Consider the following 17,882-nt stretch of genomic DNA (forward strand, 5'->3'; position numbering starts at 1 on the left):
TTTAATATTTTTCAGGCAGCTGATCCTCTTCCAAGTCAAACGTGGCAGTTGCCAAGGTCTCGTGCAAGCACGGACTTTGGCCCGTTGCCCGCGTAAGTAAAAAGCCCCGGCTATCACAGTTCTCGTCATAGCCAGGGCTCCATTTTTATTTTTCATTAGAAAGAAGAATACGGTCATTATCCAGTTTCTTTCCTGCTCCAACTTTAAACTTATCAAGCAGGCCTTCCACAGTAAGTCCCTTCTTCTCTTCTTCCTTAATATCCAGAACAATGTCACCGGAATCCATCATCAGAATACGGTTTCCAAGCTCCAGCGCAGACTGCATATTGTGAGTGATCATCAGACAGGTTAGGTGATGTTCTTCCACAATTCTCTTTGTCAGGTTCAGCACCTTCTCGGCTGTTCCTGGGTCAAGAGCTGCGGTGTGCTCATCCAGAAGGAGGAGTTTCGGCGGATTCATGGTCGCCATCAAAAGGGTAAGCGCCTGTCTCTGACCACCGGAGAGAAGTCCCACCGGATGGTTCATGCGGTCTTCCAGTCCAATATCCAGAAGAGCCAGCTGCTCACGGAAGCGCTGTTTGTCACTTTTGGAAATACGGGAAAGCCAGCCGCCCTTACCAGCTGCAAGAGCAAGATTTTCCAGGATGGTCATTCCAGGTGCCGTTCCTCTCATAGGATCCTGATACAATCGGCCAATATTTTTCGCTCTGGCATGCTGGGGCATAAATGTAATGTCCTCCCCGTCCAGAACAATGGATCCGGAATCTGTAAGAAAATCCCCACAAATGGCATTAAACATAGTGGATTTTCCAGCTCCATTGGAACCGATGATGGTTGCGAAATCACCTTTTTCAAGATGAAGGGACAAATCCCTGATCGCAACTTTTTCATTTACCGTTCCCGGGTTAAAGGTTTTGGAAATATGTGAAAGCTTTAACATGGATCAGATTCCTCCCTTCTGGTGTGTCATTCTTCGTTTCAGCTGCGGCCACTGACGCTTCAGATACGGACCGGAGATTGCCAGAATGACAATCACGGAGGATACCAGCTTCAGCATGAAAGCTGGCATGTTAAATCTCAGTGCCACTGTATAGACCAGTCGGAAAATAAAGGAACCAAGTACCATTCCCACAGCTCTCACAAAGATTCCGCCTTTTCCCAGGATGGTTCCACCGATCAGCAGAGATGCAAGGGCAATGGTAACCATTCCCTGACCGATATTGATATCCACTGATTTCTGGGACTGGGAAAGAAGACATCCGGACAATGCGGTAAAAGAGTTTGCAATGCAAAGTCCGATAATCGTTGTAAATACCGGATTGATGGAGGATGACTTCACCATATCCGCATTATTTCCTGTCGCCCGGATTGCAAGACCAAGTCTTGTTTTCAAAAATACTACCAGAAAGGCAACCACTGCTACTACTGCGATCAGTGCAACAAGAATGTCTGATCTTCCCTTAAGAGGGGTATCTGCCAGGGCATCCTTCATCATGGAAAATACCGTATCTGTACGGTTCATGTTGATCAGGGAAGAGCCTCCCATCACAGCGATGTTAATGGAATACAAGCCTGTATTCACAATAATTCCGGCAAGCAGGCTGTCTACGCCCATTTTCGTCTGCAAAAATCCGGTTACAAAGCCGGAACAGATTCCAGCGAGCATTGCTGCCAAGATAGATAAAAAAGGATGTCCGCTGACTGCCACGGCAGCTCCTACAGCGGCGCCTAAAGTAAAGCAGCCGTCTGTAGAAAGGTCGCAGACATTCAGCATAGAATAACTTAAAAACAATGCAAGGACAGTCAGTGAACAGATCAGTCCAAGTTTCAGGGCAGTTTCTCCTAAGGAGAGTGCAGTAGCCAGTGTCACGATCATTTCCTCCGGTTAATCATTAATTTGCTTCCAGTTCGTCAAAGCTCTCTGCTGTCACGATCTCATTTACCTGTGTGCAAAGAGGCTCCATAGCTGCTTTGACAGTTTCAAAATCAAGGCCAAGGCCTTCGCAGGTTTCTGTATTTACAGTTGCAGTACCGTTGTCAAAGGTCTCTACAGGAGTGGTTGCCGGATCAGCACCGTTTAAAAGAATGTCTGCTACCATGTCTGCTGTTTTGGCGCCAAGGTTTGCATAGTCAACACCGTATCCTGCAAATGCTCCGTTTAATGCGAAGGAATCAGCTCCTGTGTAGTGTGGGATTCCTGCATCAATGAATTTCTCATAGATGGAAAGCTCTGCTGTCATAATGGTGTTGTCTGTTGGGGTAAATACTGCATCTACACCATCTGCAACAAGTGCGTCTGCTGCAAGCTGAACCTCATCTGTGGTGGTTCCGGTACGCTCAACATATTCGATTCCATTCTCATCCATGTAAGCTTTTGCTGCTTCAATGGCTGCTGTGGAGGAATCCTGTCCGATATCATATAAAAGTCCGATCTTCTTGGTATCCGGGTTTACAGCTTCGATCAGTTTCATAATGGAAGCGGTATCCAGATAATCGCTTGTTCCGGTAAGATTTGCGCCAGGTGCATCCATGGACTCTACAAGACCTGCACCAACTGGATCTGACACTGCGGAGAATACAACCGGTGTGTCTGTTCCTTCTGTGCTTGCCTGCATACGCATAGCTACCGGTGTAGCAACGCCAACCATAAGGTCTACGCCGTCTGCCTGGAAGTCAGAGATGATCTGCTCCATAACATTGGCATCTGCATTACAGTTGTCATAAGAAATTTCAAAGTTTACACCCTTCTCATCGCCGATTTCTTTCAGGCGGCTTTCCAGATTGTCTACGATCTGGTTCAGGGAAGCGTCATCCACGTAGTTGCAGATACCGATCTTATAGTCCTCTGCAAGAACAGGTGTTGCCATCATCATAGTTGCCATTGTTGCTGCTGCGATTGCGATCATTCTTTTTTTCATAGTGTTTTTCCTCTCTCTCTTAAAATTGGCTGGAAGATAACTGAGCCGATCCTCCGCATCTTGTCTGCGAGAAAGAATGAGTGGTATCTGTCTCCCGTGTCCATCAGCAACCGCTGTGGGCTTTCCAGGGTATTAAAAAACCGTCTTCAAAAAAACAACATTCCTTGTTGTTCTTTGAGACGGTAATAAAATCTTATTATCGCGGTGCCACTCAAATTGACAAATCGTCCACTTTCTCATGTACAAACATACACTCCTGATTGGTAACGGGTTCGGTTCCCGTCGGCGCCTACTCTCTCAAATCATAATTTCGGGCCGCCCTCGAAAGTCCATTCCATCAGCCGCTTCATACGAAGATCACACCATCCTCCGCTCTCTGGTAAGCCATTACTCAGTCCATTCATAATGACTCAATGTTGCATCTGATTTACTACTCTTTCTCATCGGTTTAACTGGTTTATACTTTAGCACAGTGATGTAAGAATGTCAAGTACAAATTTAAATATAGAGGAACCTTCTTGTGACAAACACAAGAAGTAGCGCTTGCTTCGCAAGCTTAGTTTTTAAAGCTATGGATCGGTGCCGGGATTCTTCCGCCTCTTGCCACAAATGCTTCGCAGGAGAAATTATTCACTGGCATGATCGGTGCATAGCCAAGGAGACCGCCGAATTCAACAGTCTCTCCCACACCTTTTCCAATAACCGGGATCAGGCGGACTGCAGTGGTCTTCTGGTTTACCATTCCGATTGCTGCTTCATCTGCAATGATTCCGGAAATGGTGGAAGCCTTGGTATCTCCAGGTACTGCGATCATATCAAGTCCTACAGAGCATACACAGGTCATAGCTTCCAGTTTCTCAATGGTAAGCGCACCTGCAGTTACCGCATCGATCATTCCCTGGTCCTCACTGACCGGGATAAATGCGCCGCTTAATCCACCTACTGCTGTGGATGCCATTACACCGCCTTTTTTTACCTGGTCATTTAACAGGGCAAGGGCTGCTGTAGTTCCAGGCGCACCGGCTCTCTCAAGGCCGATCTCTTCCAGGATTTCTGCCACACTGTCACCAATCGCAGGTGTAGGTGCAAGGGAAAGATCTACAATACCAAATGGAACCCCAAGCATCTTAGACGCTTCTCTGGCAACCAGCTGGCCCACACGGGTTACTTTAAATGCAGTACGCTTGATCATTTCACAGAGAGTTTCAAAGTCCTGTCCTCTTACCTTCTCAAGAGCTGTTTTTACAACGCCAGGTCCGCTGACACCAACATTGATAATGGCATCCGCCTCTGTTACGCCATGGAAAGCGCCTGCCATGAACGGGTTGTCATCTGGTGCATTGCAAAATACTACCAGCTTGGCGCAGCCAAGAGAATCCTGATCTCTGGTAGCCTGTGCTGTTTCCAGAACGATCTCGCCCATAAGCTTCACCGCATCCATATTGATTCCGGTCTTTGTGGAACCTACGTTTACAGAGCTGCACACACGCTCTGTGCTGGCAAGCGCCTGTGGAATGGAACGGATCAGAAGCTCTTCCGCAGGTGTCATTCCTTTGCTTACAAGAGCGGTATATCCGCCGATAAAGTTTACTCCCACCTTCTTGGCAGCTCTGTCAAGAGTCTTGGCGATGGTTACAAAGTCTTCTGTGGTTTTGCAGGCTGCTCCGCCAATAAGACCAATCGGAGTTACGGAAATACGTTTATTTACAATGGGAATTCCATACTGGGCAGAAATTTTCTCCCCGGTTTCCACCAGATCCTTGGCATATGTGGTAATTTTGTTATAAATTTTCTCGTTTACTTTATCGAGATCACTGTCAATGCAGTCAAGCAGGCTGATTCCAAGAGTGATGGTACGCACATCCAGGTTCTCCTGCTCGATCATTTTATTGGTCTCGTTTACCTCAAACATATTAATCATAGCGTTCGTGTTCCTTTCTCCAGATAAGTTTATAAAACTGAAAATCCAATGTCCAAGGGGTCCACACCTTCGCGGCTGACAGACCAGACTTTCCTCTTAAATACGATGCATTACGTTAAAAATATCCTCATGCTGGCAATGGATCACGACGCCGATCTCATCCCCGAGAGCAGCCAGTTCCTTGGAAAGAGTTGCAATTTCCTTGTCTGAAGCACTGGTGTCTGCCACCATCATCATGTTAAAATATCCCTGTACAATCGTCTGGGAGATGTCCAGAATATTTACCTGGTTCTCTGCAAGATAGGTACATACCTTTGCGATAATACCAACGGTGTCGTTTCCTACTACTGTGATGATTGTTTTTTTCATGATACTCCTCCTGTGTTTGGGTCTCACGCCCATATTTGACTGTCTCACGGAAAATGTTTGTTACATTGTCACACTTCCCATAATCTGTATATAAAAACGGAACATCCGCCAAAAACCTGGCTTTCACTTTTATCGCCGTGACATGCTGCTACAGCACAACCACGTCTGAAATACTGTCCCGTTTCGCAACCTGTATCTGAAAATCTTTTGATTTATATGGATTATCTCCAAGGGTTACCTCTGAGCACACAGTCTCATAGGCAAGAGCCTCGTAGTTATTTTCTTTGCTTAAATGTCCAAGGAAGATCGCCTTCATATCGTCATGCAAAAGCCTGCAAAGCAGTCTTCCCGCGTTTTCATTGGAAAGATGTCCCCGGTCTCCTAAGATACGCTGCTTCAGATAATAGGGATAGCTTCCCACCTGAAGCATACGGATATCATGGTTGGCCTCCAGCAAAAGGGCATCCAGATTTTGTAGATTATCTACTATGTAATCGTTATATTTTCCAAGGTCTGTGGCAATCCCCACTGCCTTGTCCTCACACTCCACACGGTAACCAACCGGCTGTGCTGCATCGTGAGGAATGGAAAAAGGATGTATGGTCAGATCCTTGATATGAAAAACCTGGTCTTCCACGATCTCATGGAAGGTATCCTCCGGAAGATTCTGCATATTTTTCATTCTGCTGATGGCATCTGCGGTTCCACCTGTGGTATAAACCGGAATATGGTATCTTCGTGCCATCACCCCAAGCCCGCTGATATGGTCAGAATGCTCGTGAGTAACCAGAATGGCGTCAATGTCCCTGCCAGTAAGCTCCAGCTGGTTCAGTCCCTGCTCGATCCTTTTGCCGCTGATCCCTGTATCCACCAGAACATGTGTCTCTTCTGATCCTACGTAAATACAGTTTCCGCTGCTTCCACTGGCAATGCTACAAAGTCTCATTTCTTCTTACTCCTTCATCAATCTGCTTCCACGTTTTTTCCAGATCGCCGTTATTTTCTATCACGTAATCTGTGTGGGCACGGAAATATGCTTCGCTGGCCTGATTTCCAATGATTCCAAGAGACTTCTCCCTTGTATATCCTCTGCTCTCCATCAGGCGCTGAATACGAATTTCCTCATCTGTGTAAATATACCATACTTCATCGCAAAAATCCTGGTAATGTTCTTCCAGGAAAAGGGCAGCCTCCACAATGCACAGCTTTCTCCCTTTTCTTTTCTGTTCCTCCAGGCTTTTTAAAATATATCGTTTCACGGCCGGATGAATGATCCCGTTTAAACGGTTCAAAAAATCCGGTTGTCCAAATACTACATCGGAAACCCTCTTCCGGTCAATAGTTTTATCATTTTTTATCACTTCTTTTCCAAACAGGTCGATAACGGGCTGGTAGCACTCCTGCCCCGGTTCCATTACAATATGCCCCACTTCATCTGCCTGTATGACAAAAGCATTGTATTTTTCTTCCAGGTAAGCAAGCACCGTACTTTTCCCGGCGCCTACTCCACCTGTGATCCCGATTGTCTTCATTTGTTTCATTCCTTATTATCTCTGTATTTCCAGTTGCAGATCTCGAAATACAAAATATTTTTGGCATTCTTCTGATTTTACTTTGCCTCGTACCAGTTGCTTCCCTGGTGCATATCCACTTCCAGTTCTACTGCCAGCTTCGCTGCGCCCTTCATTTCCTCTTCCAGGATTTTGGAAACCTGTGGGATTTCGTCTTTCCAGGTCTCGATCAGCAGCTCATCATGCACCTGAAGCACCAGTCTGGATCTCAGATTCTCATCCAAAAGGCGCTTGTATACACGGTTCATGGCAATTTTGATAATATCTGCGGCAGTTCCCTGGATTGGAGAATTCATAGCCACTCGCTCGCCAAAAGATCTCTGCATAAAATTGCTGGATTTCAGTTCTGGAACTGGTCTTCTTCTACCGAACATTGTGGAAACATAGCCTTTTTCTTTTCCCTGCTCCACAAGCCCATCCAGGAAGCCCTTGATACTTGGGTAGGTCTCAAAATATTTCTGGATATAAGCTGCAGCTTCTTTCCTGGTAATGCTAAGGTCCTGGCTGAGACCAAAAGAGCTGATTCCGTACACAATTCCAAAGTTTACAGCCTTTGCATTTCGTCTTTGCAGAGGGGTGACTTCTTCAAGTGGAATATGGAAAACCTGGGACGCTGTCAGCCTGTGAATGTCTTCTGCCTCCCGGTAAGCCTCGATCAGCTTCTCATCCCCGGACATATGCGCCAGAACACGCAGCTCGATCTGGGAATAATCTGCATCCAGAAATACAAATCCAGCTTCCGGCACAAACACCTTGCGGATCAGTCTTCCAAGCTCCATACGGACCGGAATGTTCTGAAGGTTAGGCTCTGTGCTGCTGATCCTGCCGGTGGCTGTAATGGTCTGGTTAAAGGTGGAATGGATCCTTCCATCCTTCTCGATCACAGCACCAAGTCCATCTGCATAAGTGGATTTCAACTTGGTGAGCTGACGGTATTCCAGAATATCATTTACGATTGGATTCTCCGGTGCCAGTTTCTCCAGGATATCAGCGGATGTTGAGTAACCGGTCTTCGTCTTTTTTCCGCCTGGAATTGCCATTTTTTCAAAAAGGATCACGCCTAGCTGCTTAGGGGAATTGATATTAAATTCTTCCCCTGCCTGCTGCCAGATCAGCTTTTCCAGTTCCTGAATGCGGACAGTCAGCTTGTCGCCATAATTTTTCAGTTCTTCTCCTTTTACTTCGATTCCCCATTTTTCCATGGAGTCCAAGGTAAATACAAGAGGAAGTTCTATCTCCGTATAGACCTTCCACATGCCTGTTTCCTGAAGCTTCTCTTCCAGCGGCTTTCTGGCGGCAAAGGAAGTATAAGCCATATAGCATGCCAGATATGAAAGCTCCGGCATATCTTCCTCCCAGGCTTTTTTCAGGGATATTTTTCCCAGAAGCTCTTCTCTTCCTGGAAGGAGTTTTCCGTCCAGATAATCCTTCGCAAGTTCTTCGTAGGTGTAGGTGCTTTTTAACGGATTCAGAAGGTAGGCAGCAATGCCACAGTCAAACACCTTTGCCTCTGGTCTCAGATCAGCACGTTTCAGCATAGTCTTTACATCCATGGAACAAACTGTGGTCTTCTCTCCAAGCTGCCCGATCTTATCACTTAAATAGGCTGCTGTCATCATTCCCTCCACCGGAATGTAATATATTTCATCTTCTTCTAATGCAAGACCAGCTCCATAAACGCCTTCTTTATCCCAGAGAAGCGCCATTCCCACAGATTCTGCCTGTCCTGCTTTTTCAAAAAGCGCTTCACAGCCTTCCAGGTCATTGCAGGTGAAAAAGTCCTGCTCCATGGTATTTTCATTCACTTCTGCAGGATCAAATTTCAGCAGGAAATTCTTGAACTCCAGCTTTCTGCAAAGCTCATAGGCTTCCTTGGTATAAATATCCCCTAACCGGAAATTGTCCTGGGCGAACTCCACCGGACTGCTTGTATCAATGGCGGCAAGTTCTTTACTCAGTTTGGCAAGCTGGTAATTTTCCTTTAGAGATTCTCTGGCACGCTTCTGGGGAATTTCCTCAGCATGGGAAAAAGCGTTTTCTATGGAGCCATATTCCACGATCAGCCTGGTGGCAGTCTTCTCCCCTATGCCTGGAATTCCTGGAATATTATCGGCAGAATCGCCCATAAGAGCCTTTAGTTCTATAATCTGGGCAGGAGTAACCTGATAGCGTTCCTGCACCTGGTCTTCCTTATAGTCTTCGATTACAGTCTGCCCTTTTGCAGTCTTTGGAAGACGGATCATAGTTTTCTTAGTGGCAAGCTGTAAAAGATCCCGGTCGCCGGAAAGAATAACTACATCCAGGTCTTTTTCCTCACCTTTTCTTGCCAGGGTACCAAGAATATCGTCTGCCTCGAATCCGGCAAGAGAAACCATGGCGATCCCCATTTTTTCAAGTATTTCCCTCAAAATTGGAATCTGCTCTTTCAATTCCTCCGGCATAGGCTTCCGTGTGCCTTTGTATTCCGGGTATTTCTCATGGCGGAAGGTTGGCTCACTTCTGTCAAAAGCCACCGCCAGATATTCTGGATTTTCCTCTCCCAGCACTTTAAACAGGATATTTAAAAAGCCGTAAACGGCGCCTGTATGCACACCTTCTGAATTCGTCAGATCCGGAAGGCCATAAAATGCCCTGTTTAAAATGCTGTGACCATCTATCAATAAAATTTTTTCACACATAAAAGCCTCCTGTATGGCAGCTGTTCTGTATCACCAATTATATATTTTGCTGCGTATAATCTTCTAAAAATAACTGCTGCGATTGTAATTTTTTCTACAATACCTGCATAATAATATAGATCAAAAATCCGCCCAGCCCGGCGATCAGGGCACAAAAACCCACTCCGCTTATTGCCCGGCGAAATTTTTCTCTCAGTATATGATGCTTGGACTTGCGGATATCTTCCTCCAGAAGTTCCCGGAGGTCAAACGTTGCGTTCCTGCTCTCTTCATCCAGCTGCTGCATAGCGGCATGCACAATAAAATACGTTTCCAGTTCATCATAACAGGAAGGACAATTCTCCACATGATCCAAAAACTCTTCCAGCTCATCTACTGACAGATCATGCTCAATATATCTGGTTACCATACTCTCTGCTGTCTGACAATTCATGGAAACACACCTCTCTTTCACAGCCCATATGACCTATTATATCCGAATCCCCGCAAAAACACAAGAGACAGCCGAAGATCCCCATGTTCCTGTTCACTGAACCAAACAAGGTATCTTCTGCTGTCTCTCATTTTATCTGTTTTCGCAACTGTAAAGGTACTAAACGGTTACCTGTTTTTTATTCTTCTGCACCTGTAAGTACTTTTGGCGGATCATTCAGGATCTTCATAAATTCCTCGCCTGTAATAGTCTCATGTTCATACAGGTATTTTGCAAGCTCGTGGAGTTTGTCGATGTTTTCCTCCAGGATCTTGTATGCTTTTTCATGCTGTCTGCGGACAAGCTCTACCACTTTCTTGTCCAGAAGGGTCTGTGTCTCAAAAGAACAGCTAAGGCTGGAATCGCCTCCCAGATACTGGTTGCTCATGCTCTCCATGGCAACCATATCGAACTCGTCACTCATACCATAGCGTGAGATCATGCCTCTGGCAATCTTGGTAGCCTGCTCGATATCGTTGGACGCTCCAGTTGTAATGCTGTGGAAAATAAGCTCCTCTGCGGCACGTCCGCCTGTGAAGGTGGCGATCTTATTCTCCAGTTCTTCTTTGGACATCAGGTAATGTTCCTGTTCGTCCACCTGCATGGTATAGCCGAGGGCTCCAGATGTACGAGGGATAATCGTGATCTTGTGTACCGGCGCAGAATCTGTCTGCTTTGCTGCCACAAGTGCATGTCCCACTTCATGATAGGATACGATCAGTTTCTCCTTATTGGAAAGCACCCGGTTCTTCTTCTGATAACCGGCAATAACCACTTCGATACTTTCCTCAAAATCTGCCTGGGTTGCAAACTTTCTGCCATCACGGACTGCACGAAGAGCCGCCTCATTAACAATGTTTGCAAGCTCTGCACCGGAAGCTCCGGCAGCTGCCTTGGCAATGTCATCAAAACGGACACTGTCTGCAATCTTGATCTTCTTGGCATGGACTTTCAGGATTTCTTCACGGCCTTTCAGGTCCGGAAGCTCTACTGGAATCCGTCTGTCGAAACGGCCTGGACGAAGAAGCGCCGGATCAAGGGAATCCGGGCGGTTGGTAGCGGCCAGGATCACAACTCCCTTAGACCCGTCAAATCCATCCATCTCGGTAAGCAGCTGGTTCAGTGTCTGCTCACGCTCATCATTTCCGCCTGTAAAGCTTCCGCTGTCACGCTTCTTACCAATAGTATCGATCTCATCGATAAATACGATACATGGTGCTTTCTCATTGGCCTGCTTAAACAGGTCACGTACCTTGGCAGCACCCATACCTACAAACATTTCCACGAATTCAGAACCGGAAATAGAGAAAAATGGTACTTCCGCTTCTCCGGCAACCGCCTTGGCAAGAAGCGTCTTACCGGTACCCGGAGGGCCTACAAGGAGGGCGCCTTTCGGCATGGAAGCTCCGATTTCTGTATACTTCTGTGGATTGTGGAGATAATCTACAATCTCTGTAAGAAGCTCCTTCGCCTCATCTTCACCTGCTACATCTGTAAACTTGATTCCGGTAGAAGACTTTACATACACCTTGGCATTGCTTTTTCCAAAGGACATTGCTCCGCCAGGGCCGCCACCCATGGAACTCATCATTTTCTTGCTCAGCCATCTTCCAAGGAAAATAAAGATGATGATCGGGATCACATATCCGATCACCAGACTGAGAAAAATGGACTGCTTCTGAGGTTCCACTGCCTCCATACTTGTTCCGGCCTCATATAAACGGTTTACCAGATCCGGATCATCCATGCGTACTGTCTTGCATACCACGTCCTCGCCGTTCTTTCTCACTACGTAATAGATGTAATCATCCTGTACCTCTGCTTTGGACACGTTTCCCCGCTCCACATTGCTGAGAAATGTGCTGTAGTCCGTCTTCTCCACAGAATGCTCCTGCATAGCAGGAATGGCAAATATGTTCAGGAAAAGGATTACCAAGACAGCTACCAGTACAAAAATATACAATGGCCGGTTCTCTGGTTTTTTATGGTCAATATTCATTGGCATTTCCTCCATTTTCTGTAAACTGTTAAATACTTTAGCATTTCCGTGTATGAATATCAATATTCTGCCCCGAAAATTTATAAACTTTTCATAATTTCATCTTTACTTTATTTTTATAATGTGCTATTATATCAATTGTTCAACCGCCGGCATGTCGGAATGGCAGACGAGGCAGACTCAAAATCTGTTGTAGGCAACTACGTGTGGGTTCAAGTCCCACTGCCGGCATTCTTGGATTCTATATTTTAGTTTTCATATAAATTTTATTGTAGTATAATAATCGTAAGATTTTTTCTTACGATTTTTTTATTAGAATCATCTGCTACATAAAAACTTGTTTACAATAAATTACGAAAGGAGTCTAAGCATGCCAGCAGTAAACCTTCAGCCACAATACATTACACTTGATGACTATGAAAATTTACCATCAGATATACGTGCAGAAGTTTTTGAAGGACAAATTTTTTATATGTCAAGTCCATCTCAAGCCCACCAGACAATATCTTTGGAATTATCAGGAATCATAAACTCCTATATCAAAAGAAAAAAAGGCACCTGCAAAATATTTACAGCACCATTTGATGTCAAACTGGCTGATAATCCATTACTGATAGTTCAACCTGACATTATGATCATCTGTGATCTCGACAAGCTGGATGGCAAGCGTTGTAATGGTGCTCCCGATTTTATTATCGAAATCGTTTCCCCGGGAAATGCTTCGGACGATTACGTAAAAAAATTGTATTATTATCAAAAGTATGGAGTTCGTGAATACTGGATTGTAGATCCTATGAAAAAGAGTATTTTCGTAAACTACTTTGAAGGCGAACGCTTAAGTATTCCTTATACTTTTGATTCTATTATTAAAGTAAATATATACGAAGATTTATATATTGATTTTTCAGATATATCAGCCGAATTAAATTAAAAATAAAAGGAAGTATTGGTTTTTGCCAGTACTTCCTTCTTTGTATCCATTATTTTATTTTCCTTTTACGCCTGGCCTTCATCCTCCAGCAGCTTCTCAAAGATCGGGAAGCAGTCAAAGGTTGCAAAGTAATCTCTTGGTGTCTCGGCGCGGCGGATCATGTCGAAGGTTCCATCTTCGTGAAGAAGGATCTCCGCGGATTTCAGTTTGCCATTGTAATTGTATCCCATGGAAAATCCGTGTGCACCGGCATCATGGATCACCAGGTAATCTCCCATGTCAATCTTCGGAAGATAACGATCGATTGCAAATTTATCATTGTTCTCGCAAAGAGATCCTGTAATATCATACAGATGATCACAAGGCTGGTCCTCTTTTCCAAGAACGGTAATATGATGGTAAGCACCGTACATAGCCGGACGCATAAGGTTTACTGCACAGGAATCCACACCGATATACTCTTTGTGAGTGTGCTTCTCATGGATCGCTTTTGTTACCAGACATCCATACGGACCCATCATGAAACGGCCAAGCTCGGTATAAATAGCCACATCTCCCATTCCCTCCGGAACCAGAACCTCTTCATATACCTTGCGCACACCTTCTCCAATAGCACGAATATCGTTTGGAGTCTGCTCCGGACGATAAGGAATACCAATACCACCGGAAAGATTGATAAATTTAATATGGGCGCCAGTCTCCTTCTGAAGCTTCACAGCAAGTTCAAACATAACCTTTGCAAGCATCGGATAGTAATCGTTGGTCACGGTATTGCTGGCAAGAAATGCATGAATACCAAATTCCTTAGCACCTTTGCTCTTCAGAATACGGAATGCGTCAAAAATCTGCTCTGTAGTCATACCGTATTTGGCATCTCCAGGGTTATCCATAATATCGTTGCTGATCTTGAACACTCCACCTGGATTGTAACGGCAGCTGATGGTCTCCGGAATCTTTCCAACGGCTTTCTCTACGCTCTCAATATGGGTAATATCGTCAAGATTGATAATTCCGCCGATCTCATCTGCATATTTAAACTCTTTATCCGGAGTGTCATTGGAGGAAAACATAATGTCTCCCTTCTTGCAGCCAATTGCCTTGGAAAGCATCAGCTCTGTCATAGAAGAACAGTCACATCCGCAGCCATACTCCTGCAGGATCTTGATCAGGAACGGGTTCGGGGTTGCCTTTACTGCGAAAAACTCTTTAAATCCTTTGTTCCATGCAAAAGCTTCCTTCAAAGCCTGTGCATTCTCACGGATTCCCTTCTCATCATAGAGATGAAATGGGGTAGGATATTTCTGGGCAATCTCCTGTACCTTCTCCAGTGTTACAAAAGGTGTCTTTTTCATAATAGTTTCTCCTCGTTTGTATAATGCAGCGCACGCTGCGATAAAAAAGTAACTTTTCTGTTGTCGGCGCCAACGTATGCTTAAAAAGCGCCAAGCGCGACGACAGTTTTATTTGGCTTCAATCACATGCAGCATATTGGTTACCGCACCTTCCCGGGTCATATTGGTAGCCGGATCCCCAACCGTAAATACGATCAGATCCCCTTTCTTCGCCAGTCGCTTTCTGCGGACAACGCTCATGGCCTGGGAAATAATATGCTCTGTGGAATCCTTCTCGTATCCCTTCAACGGCGTAACACCCCATACAAGCTGCAGTCTGTGCAGGATGGTATCATTTGGGGTAACTGCATAAATAGGAACCTCCGGGCGGAAATTTGAGATCAGTCTGGCTGTTCTTCCTCCAAAGGTAGGCGTCACAATGGCCTTCACCTTCAGATCTCTTGCTGTCTGTACAGCTGCCAGCCCTACAGCACTGGATACCTTGCTCTCACCGCACATGTTACGGTTATGGGTGTAATCCTCATAATTCAGATGCGGCTCTGTAGTCTCTGCGATCTCCACCATCATCTTCAGGGCTTCCAACGGATATTTACCAGCTGCTGTCTCACCGGAAAGCATGATGGCATCTGTACCGTCGTAAATCGCATTGGCAACGTCTGCCACCTCTGCTCTTGTAGGACGTGGATTGCGGATCATGGAATCCAGCATCTGGGTAGCCGTGATAACCGGAACATAGTTCTCATTGCACTTGCGGATGATCATCTTCTGGATATAAGGAACCTCGCTTGGAGGAATCTCTACACCAAGGTCACCTCTGGCCACCATAATGCCATCTGCAGCCTTGATGATCTCGTCAATATTCTCAACACCCTCTGCATTCTCAATCTTGGCGATAATGCCAATGTCCTGACCGCCGTTTTCATCCAGAAGCTGGCGGATTTCTTTGATCGCCTTTGCATCCCGGACAAAAGAAGCTGCAATATAGTCAAATTCCTGTGTGATTCCAAACAGGATATCATCCTTGTCCTGCTCAGTGATTCCCGGAAGCTTCACCTTCACATAAGGAACATTGATTCCTTTGCGCTCTCCAAGCTCGCCGCCGTTTAAGACACGACAGACAATATCTCCATTCTTGATGTTCTCAATCTCAAGCTCGATCAAGCCGTCGTCGATCAGGATTTTGCCGCCTTTTTTTACATCTTTGTAAAGATTCTCATAGGTGATGGCCACTCTGGTCTCATCACCTTCTATATCACCAGTGGTAAGTGTAAACTCACTGCCAGCTTCCAGTGTAACCTTCTTATGATCCTTTAAAAGCTTGGTACGGATTTCCGGTCCCTTGGTATCAAGAAGCATGGCAACCGGAAGATTCAGTTCTTCCCTGAGATTATTGATCAGATCCACTCTTCCCCTGTGCTCTTCGTGAGAACCGTGGGAAAAATTAAAACGGGCAATATCCATTCCGGCACGCATCATAGATCTTAAAACACTTTTCTTACTGGAGGCCGGTCCCAGAGTACAGATAATTTTTGTTCTCTTCATAAGCAGTCTATCCCTCTGTTTTATTGGTTAAAAGTTATTTCACATGTGTATGTGTGAAAAGATGGTCCTGGCAATACTCGTAATTTCCATTACATCTGGAACAGAAACGAAACTCCAGATTGGGATCATCAAGCTCGGTACGTCCGCAAATCGCACATTTATGCTTGGTCACAGCACCGCTGCCTGATTTCATACGTCCCTGGGGCTCCATGGCTCTGCGGAATTCATTTCTTCGGTGGACTTCCTTCGGGTTATACCGGCTGAAATCCTTTGTTCCAAAGTAAAAAATAATGAAATTCAACAGTGAAGCCACAATCGGGATCACCAGATACCATACACCTGCCATAACATACTGGATCATTTCATATACAACGATCACCACGTAGAAAATTGCCATCCACTTCATCTTCACCGGAATGATGAACATGAGCAGAACCTGCATATCCGGATAACACATTGCATATGCAAGGAAAGTTGACAAACTGATATAATAGGTAGAAAATACACTTCCTACCAGAACATTTCCTCCAAGAAGGAAATACAGGATAAATGCACCTAAAATCGTAAATACCACTCCGGAAAGAATGTACAGTGTATATTTAAAGGTTCCGATCGTTCTCTCCAGGGAAGTTCCAATTGGATAATAAAAGAACAACACTGCAATTGCAAACCACAGTACGCCAGATGTGCTCGGCGGATACAACACCCATGTCACAAGTCTCCAGACCTGACCGCGCAGGATATACGCAGGTTCCAGACTGAGCCAGTTCAGCATGCTTGGATTCACGATCATCAACGCATAACCTATCACATAGCATACAATAATATAGACTGTGAGATTGGGAATACCAAATCTTCCAAATTTTCGTTCCAGCTTATCAATAAATTTCATGTAGTCCTCCTACTCAGAAAAATTTCTTCTTGGACAGAATCACTGCCGCTATAATGCTCACCAGTACAGACAGCAGAATTACCACTAAGAATCCCCATTTATCAGCAGAGTACGGCATTCCTGCAGGATTCAGGTTCATTCCATAGGCACTGAACACGATGGTCGGAATACTCATTACAATGGTGATAACGGACAAAACCTTCATGACCACGTTCAGATTATTGGAAATAACCGAGGCAAAAGTACCCATCATGCTGCTTAAGATACCGCTGTATATATTTGCCATCTCAATCGCCTGTTTATTCTCTATGATAACATCTTCCAGAAGATCGGTGTCCTCCGGATACTGTTTAATGCTCTCCACCTTCAGAAGCTTCTCCAGCACCACCTCGTTTGACCGAAGGGATGTGGTAAAATAAACCAGGGATTTCTCCAGTTCCAAAAGCTCCATCAGTTCCTGGTTACGGGTGGACATGTGAAGCTTCTCCTCCACCTGCTCACTCTTCTTATCAATAATACGCAGATAATGCAGATACATGGTCGCATTCCGGTAAAGGATCTGAAGGATAAATCTGGTCTTCATGTAAGTAAAGAAATTACGAACTCTACCCTCCATAAAACGGGTAAGCACCTGCGTATCCTCCAGACATACCGTAAAGATCATCTTCTTGGTAACAATAATGCCAAGAGGAATGGTACCGTACCAGTCCTTATCATTGCGCTCCTCGATCATAGGAACATCCACAAGGATCAGCGTGTAATTATCTTCCACCTCAATACGGGAACGTTCTTCCTCATCCAGAGGAGCCCGAAGATCATCTACCTCGATTCCGAACCTTTCGGACATTTCGAAGATCTCGGTTGCAGTGGGATTGGTCATAGCGATCCAGCAATCCTCCTGTGGCTCCTGGATCTCATGGATCGCGCCCTCTATCGTCTTAAAAATCCTTACCACAAGCTGCACTCCTTCCACTCTCTTGCTTCTAAAAAAAACGACTGCCCCTTTTTCAATCAGACAGGGTCTTCTATCCTCAAAAAAATATACACTTAATTATAATTTCTACAGGAAATTTTGTCAATTCTAATAGATTCGGTTTACAAATTTTTTGCATTTCGCTATAATGTTACCTGAATTATTCACGGAACAGTATCTAAACTGATAACTGTACCATGAATCCGAAAATTGACCCATGTAGCCTAAACATCGCTCAATCAGTTTCCAAAAAGGGTATAAAAT

General features: G+C 45.0%; 15 protein-coding genes and 1 tRNA gene. 2 read left to right on the forward strand and 14 right to left on the reverse strand.

What is annotated here, in order from left to right:
* Positions 1 to 145 precede the first annotated feature (145 nt).
* From ACTQ50_RS13345 to ftsH, 10 genes are all read right to left on the reverse strand, one after another.
* Positions 146 to 940, reverse strand: a complete 795-nt coding sequence (locus ACTQ50_RS13345; protein ID WP_226819958.1) for an ABC transporter ATP-binding protein — start codon at positions 938 to 940, stop codon at positions 146 to 148.
* Positions 941 to 943: 3 nt separating this feature from the next.
* The gene (locus ACTQ50_RS13350) at positions 944 to 1,870 is read right to left on the reverse strand and encodes an ABC transporter permease (RefSeq protein WP_226819960.1); all 927 of its coding nucleotides are present in this window, start codon (positions 1,868 to 1,870) and stop codon (positions 944 to 946) included.
* A 22-nt stretch (positions 1,871 to 1,892) separates the two neighbouring features.
* On the reverse strand, positions 1,893 to 2,918 hold the full coding sequence (locus ACTQ50_RS13355; protein ID WP_226819962.1) for an ABC transporter substrate-binding protein: 1,026 nt from the start codon (positions 2,916 to 2,918) through the stop codon (positions 1,893 to 1,895).
* A 556-nt stretch (positions 2,919 to 3,474) separates the two neighbouring features.
* A complete protein-coding gene (locus ACTQ50_RS13360) occupies positions 3,475 to 4,839 on the reverse strand; it encodes a PFL family protein (RefSeq protein WP_441484605.1) in 1,365 nt (454 codons plus the stop codon).
* Between the two features lie 96 nt (positions 4,840 to 4,935).
* Positions 4,936 to 5,208, reverse strand: a complete 273-nt coding sequence (locus ACTQ50_RS13365; RefSeq protein ID WP_226819966.1) for an ACT domain-containing protein — start codon at positions 5,206 to 5,208, stop codon at positions 4,936 to 4,938.
* Between the two features lie 148 nt (positions 5,209 to 5,356).
* Positions 5,357 to 6,154, reverse strand: coding sequence for an MBL fold metallo-hydrolase (locus tag ACTQ50_RS13370; protein WP_441484606.1), 798 nt, complete (start codon positions 6,152 to 6,154; stop codon positions 5,357 to 5,359).
* Positions 6,141 to 6,740: a dephospho-CoA kinase gene (gene coaE, locus ACTQ50_RS13375; RefSeq protein ID WP_441484607.1), complete on the reverse strand. Its 600-nt coding sequence runs from the start codon at positions 6,738 to 6,740 to the stop codon at positions 6,141 to 6,143. Before coaE ends, ACTQ50_RS13370 begins: the two co-directional genes overlap by 14 nt.
* A 77-nt stretch (positions 6,741 to 6,817) precedes the next feature.
* Complete coding sequence (gene polA / locus ACTQ50_RS13380) at positions 6,818 to 9,457, reverse strand: DNA polymerase I (RefSeq protein WP_441484608.1); 2,640 nt, start codon at positions 9,455 to 9,457, stop codon at positions 6,818 to 6,820.
* Positions 9,458 to 9,551: 94 nt separating this feature from the next.
* Positions 9,552 to 9,890, reverse strand: a complete 339-nt coding sequence (locus tag ACTQ50_RS13385; RefSeq protein ID WP_441484609.1) for an anti-sigma factor family protein — start codon at positions 9,888 to 9,890, stop codon at positions 9,552 to 9,554.
* 178 nt (positions 9,891 to 10,068) lie between these two features.
* Entirely contained in the window at positions 10,069 to 11,928 is a 1,860-nt protein-coding gene (ftsH, locus tag ACTQ50_RS13390; protein ID WP_441484610.1) for an ATP-dependent zinc metalloprotease FtsH, read from the reverse strand.
* A gap of 148 nt (positions 11,929 to 12,076) precedes the next feature.
* Here ftsH and ACTQ50_RS13395 point away from each other — a divergent pair.
* Positions 12,077 to 12,159: transfer RNA gene (locus ACTQ50_RS13395), tRNA-Leu, on the forward strand.
* 139 nt (positions 12,160 to 12,298) lie between these two features.
* Positions 12,299 to 12,859, forward strand: coding sequence for a Uma2 family endonuclease (locus tag ACTQ50_RS13400; RefSeq protein WP_441484611.1), 561 nt, complete (start codon positions 12,299 to 12,301; stop codon positions 12,857 to 12,859).
* A gap of 65 nt (positions 12,860 to 12,924) precedes the next feature.
* Here ACTQ50_RS13400 and ACTQ50_RS13405 read toward each other — a convergent pair whose 3' ends face one another.
* From ACTQ50_RS13405 to ACTQ50_RS13420, 4 genes are all read right to left on the reverse strand, one after another.
* Positions 12,925 to 14,211 (reverse strand): diaminopimelate decarboxylase, encoded by a 1,287-nt coding sequence (locus ACTQ50_RS13405; RefSeq protein ID WP_441484612.1) that lies wholly within the window; start codon positions 14,209 to 14,211, stop codon positions 12,925 to 12,927.
* A 108-nt stretch (positions 14,212 to 14,319) separates the two neighbouring features.
* Positions 14,320 to 15,753, reverse strand: coding sequence for a pyruvate kinase (gene pyk / locus ACTQ50_RS13410; RefSeq protein ID WP_441484613.1), 1,434 nt, complete (start codon positions 15,751 to 15,753; stop codon positions 14,320 to 14,322).
* Positions 15,754 to 15,787: 34 nt separating this feature from the next.
* On the reverse strand, positions 15,788 to 16,645 hold the full coding sequence (locus tag ACTQ50_RS13415; protein WP_441484614.1) for a hypothetical protein: 858 nt from the start codon (positions 16,643 to 16,645) through the stop codon (positions 15,788 to 15,790).
* 13 nt (positions 16,646 to 16,658) lie between these two features.
* Positions 16,659 to 17,600, reverse strand: a complete 942-nt coding sequence (locus ACTQ50_RS13420) for a magnesium transporter CorA family protein (RefSeq protein WP_441484615.1) — start codon at positions 17,598 to 17,600, stop codon at positions 16,659 to 16,661.
* Between the last annotated feature and the right edge of the window lie 282 nt (positions 17,601 to 17,882).

Origin of the sequence: Blautia sp. Sow4_E7 (assembly GCF_052116245.1) — a bacterium.
GTDB lineage: Bacteria > Bacillota > Clostridia > Lachnospirales > Lachnospiraceae > Blautia_A.

Excerpts from the sequence above, each read along its gene's own strand:
- ACTQ50_RS13345 (WP_226819958.1), bottom strand. The coding sequence starts at position 940 with ATGTTAAAGCTTTCACATATTTCCAAAACCTTTAACCCGGGAACGGTA.
- ACTQ50_RS13355 (WP_226819962.1), bottom strand. The coding sequence starts at position 2,918 with ATGAAAAAAAGAATGATCGCAATCGCAGCAGCAACAATGGCAACTATG.
- ACTQ50_RS13360 (WP_441484605.1), bottom strand. The coding sequence starts at position 4,839 with ATGATTAATATGTTTGAGGTAAACGAGACCAATAAAATGATCGAGCAG.
- ACTQ50_RS13365 (WP_226819966.1), bottom strand. The coding sequence starts at position 5,208 with ATGAAAAAAACAATCATCACAGTAGTAGGAAACGACACCGTTGGTATT.
- ACTQ50_RS13370 (WP_441484606.1), bottom strand. The coding sequence starts at position 6,154 with ATGAGACTTTGTAGCATTGCCAGTGGAAGCAGCGGAAACTGTATTTAC.
- coaE (WP_441484607.1), bottom strand. The coding sequence starts at position 6,740 with ATGAAGACAATCGGGATCACAGGTGGAGTAGGCGCCGGGAAAAGTACG.
- polA (WP_441484608.1), bottom strand. The coding sequence starts at position 9,457 with ATGTGTGAAAAAATTTTATTGATAGATGGTCACAGCATTTTAAACAGG.
- ACTQ50_RS13385 (WP_441484609.1), bottom strand. The coding sequence starts at position 9,890 with ATGAATTGTCAGACAGCAGAGAGTATGGTAACCAGATATATTGAGCAT.
- ftsH (WP_441484610.1), bottom strand. The coding sequence starts at position 11,928 with ATGAATATTGACCATAAAAAACCAGAGAACCGGCCATTGTATATTTTT.
- ACTQ50_RS13400 (WP_441484611.1), top strand. The coding sequence starts at position 12,299 with ATGCCAGCAGTAAACCTTCAGCCACAATACATTACACTTGATGACTAT.
- ACTQ50_RS13405 (WP_441484612.1), bottom strand. The coding sequence starts at position 14,211 with ATGAAAAAGACACCTTTTGTAACACTGGAGAAGGTACAGGAGATTGCC.
- pyk (WP_441484613.1), bottom strand. The coding sequence starts at position 15,753 with ATGAAGAGAACAAAAATTATCTGTACTCTGGGACCGGCCTCCAGTAAG.
- ACTQ50_RS13415 (WP_441484614.1), bottom strand. The coding sequence starts at position 16,645 with ATGAAATTTATTGATAAGCTGGAACGAAAATTTGGAAGATTTGGTATT.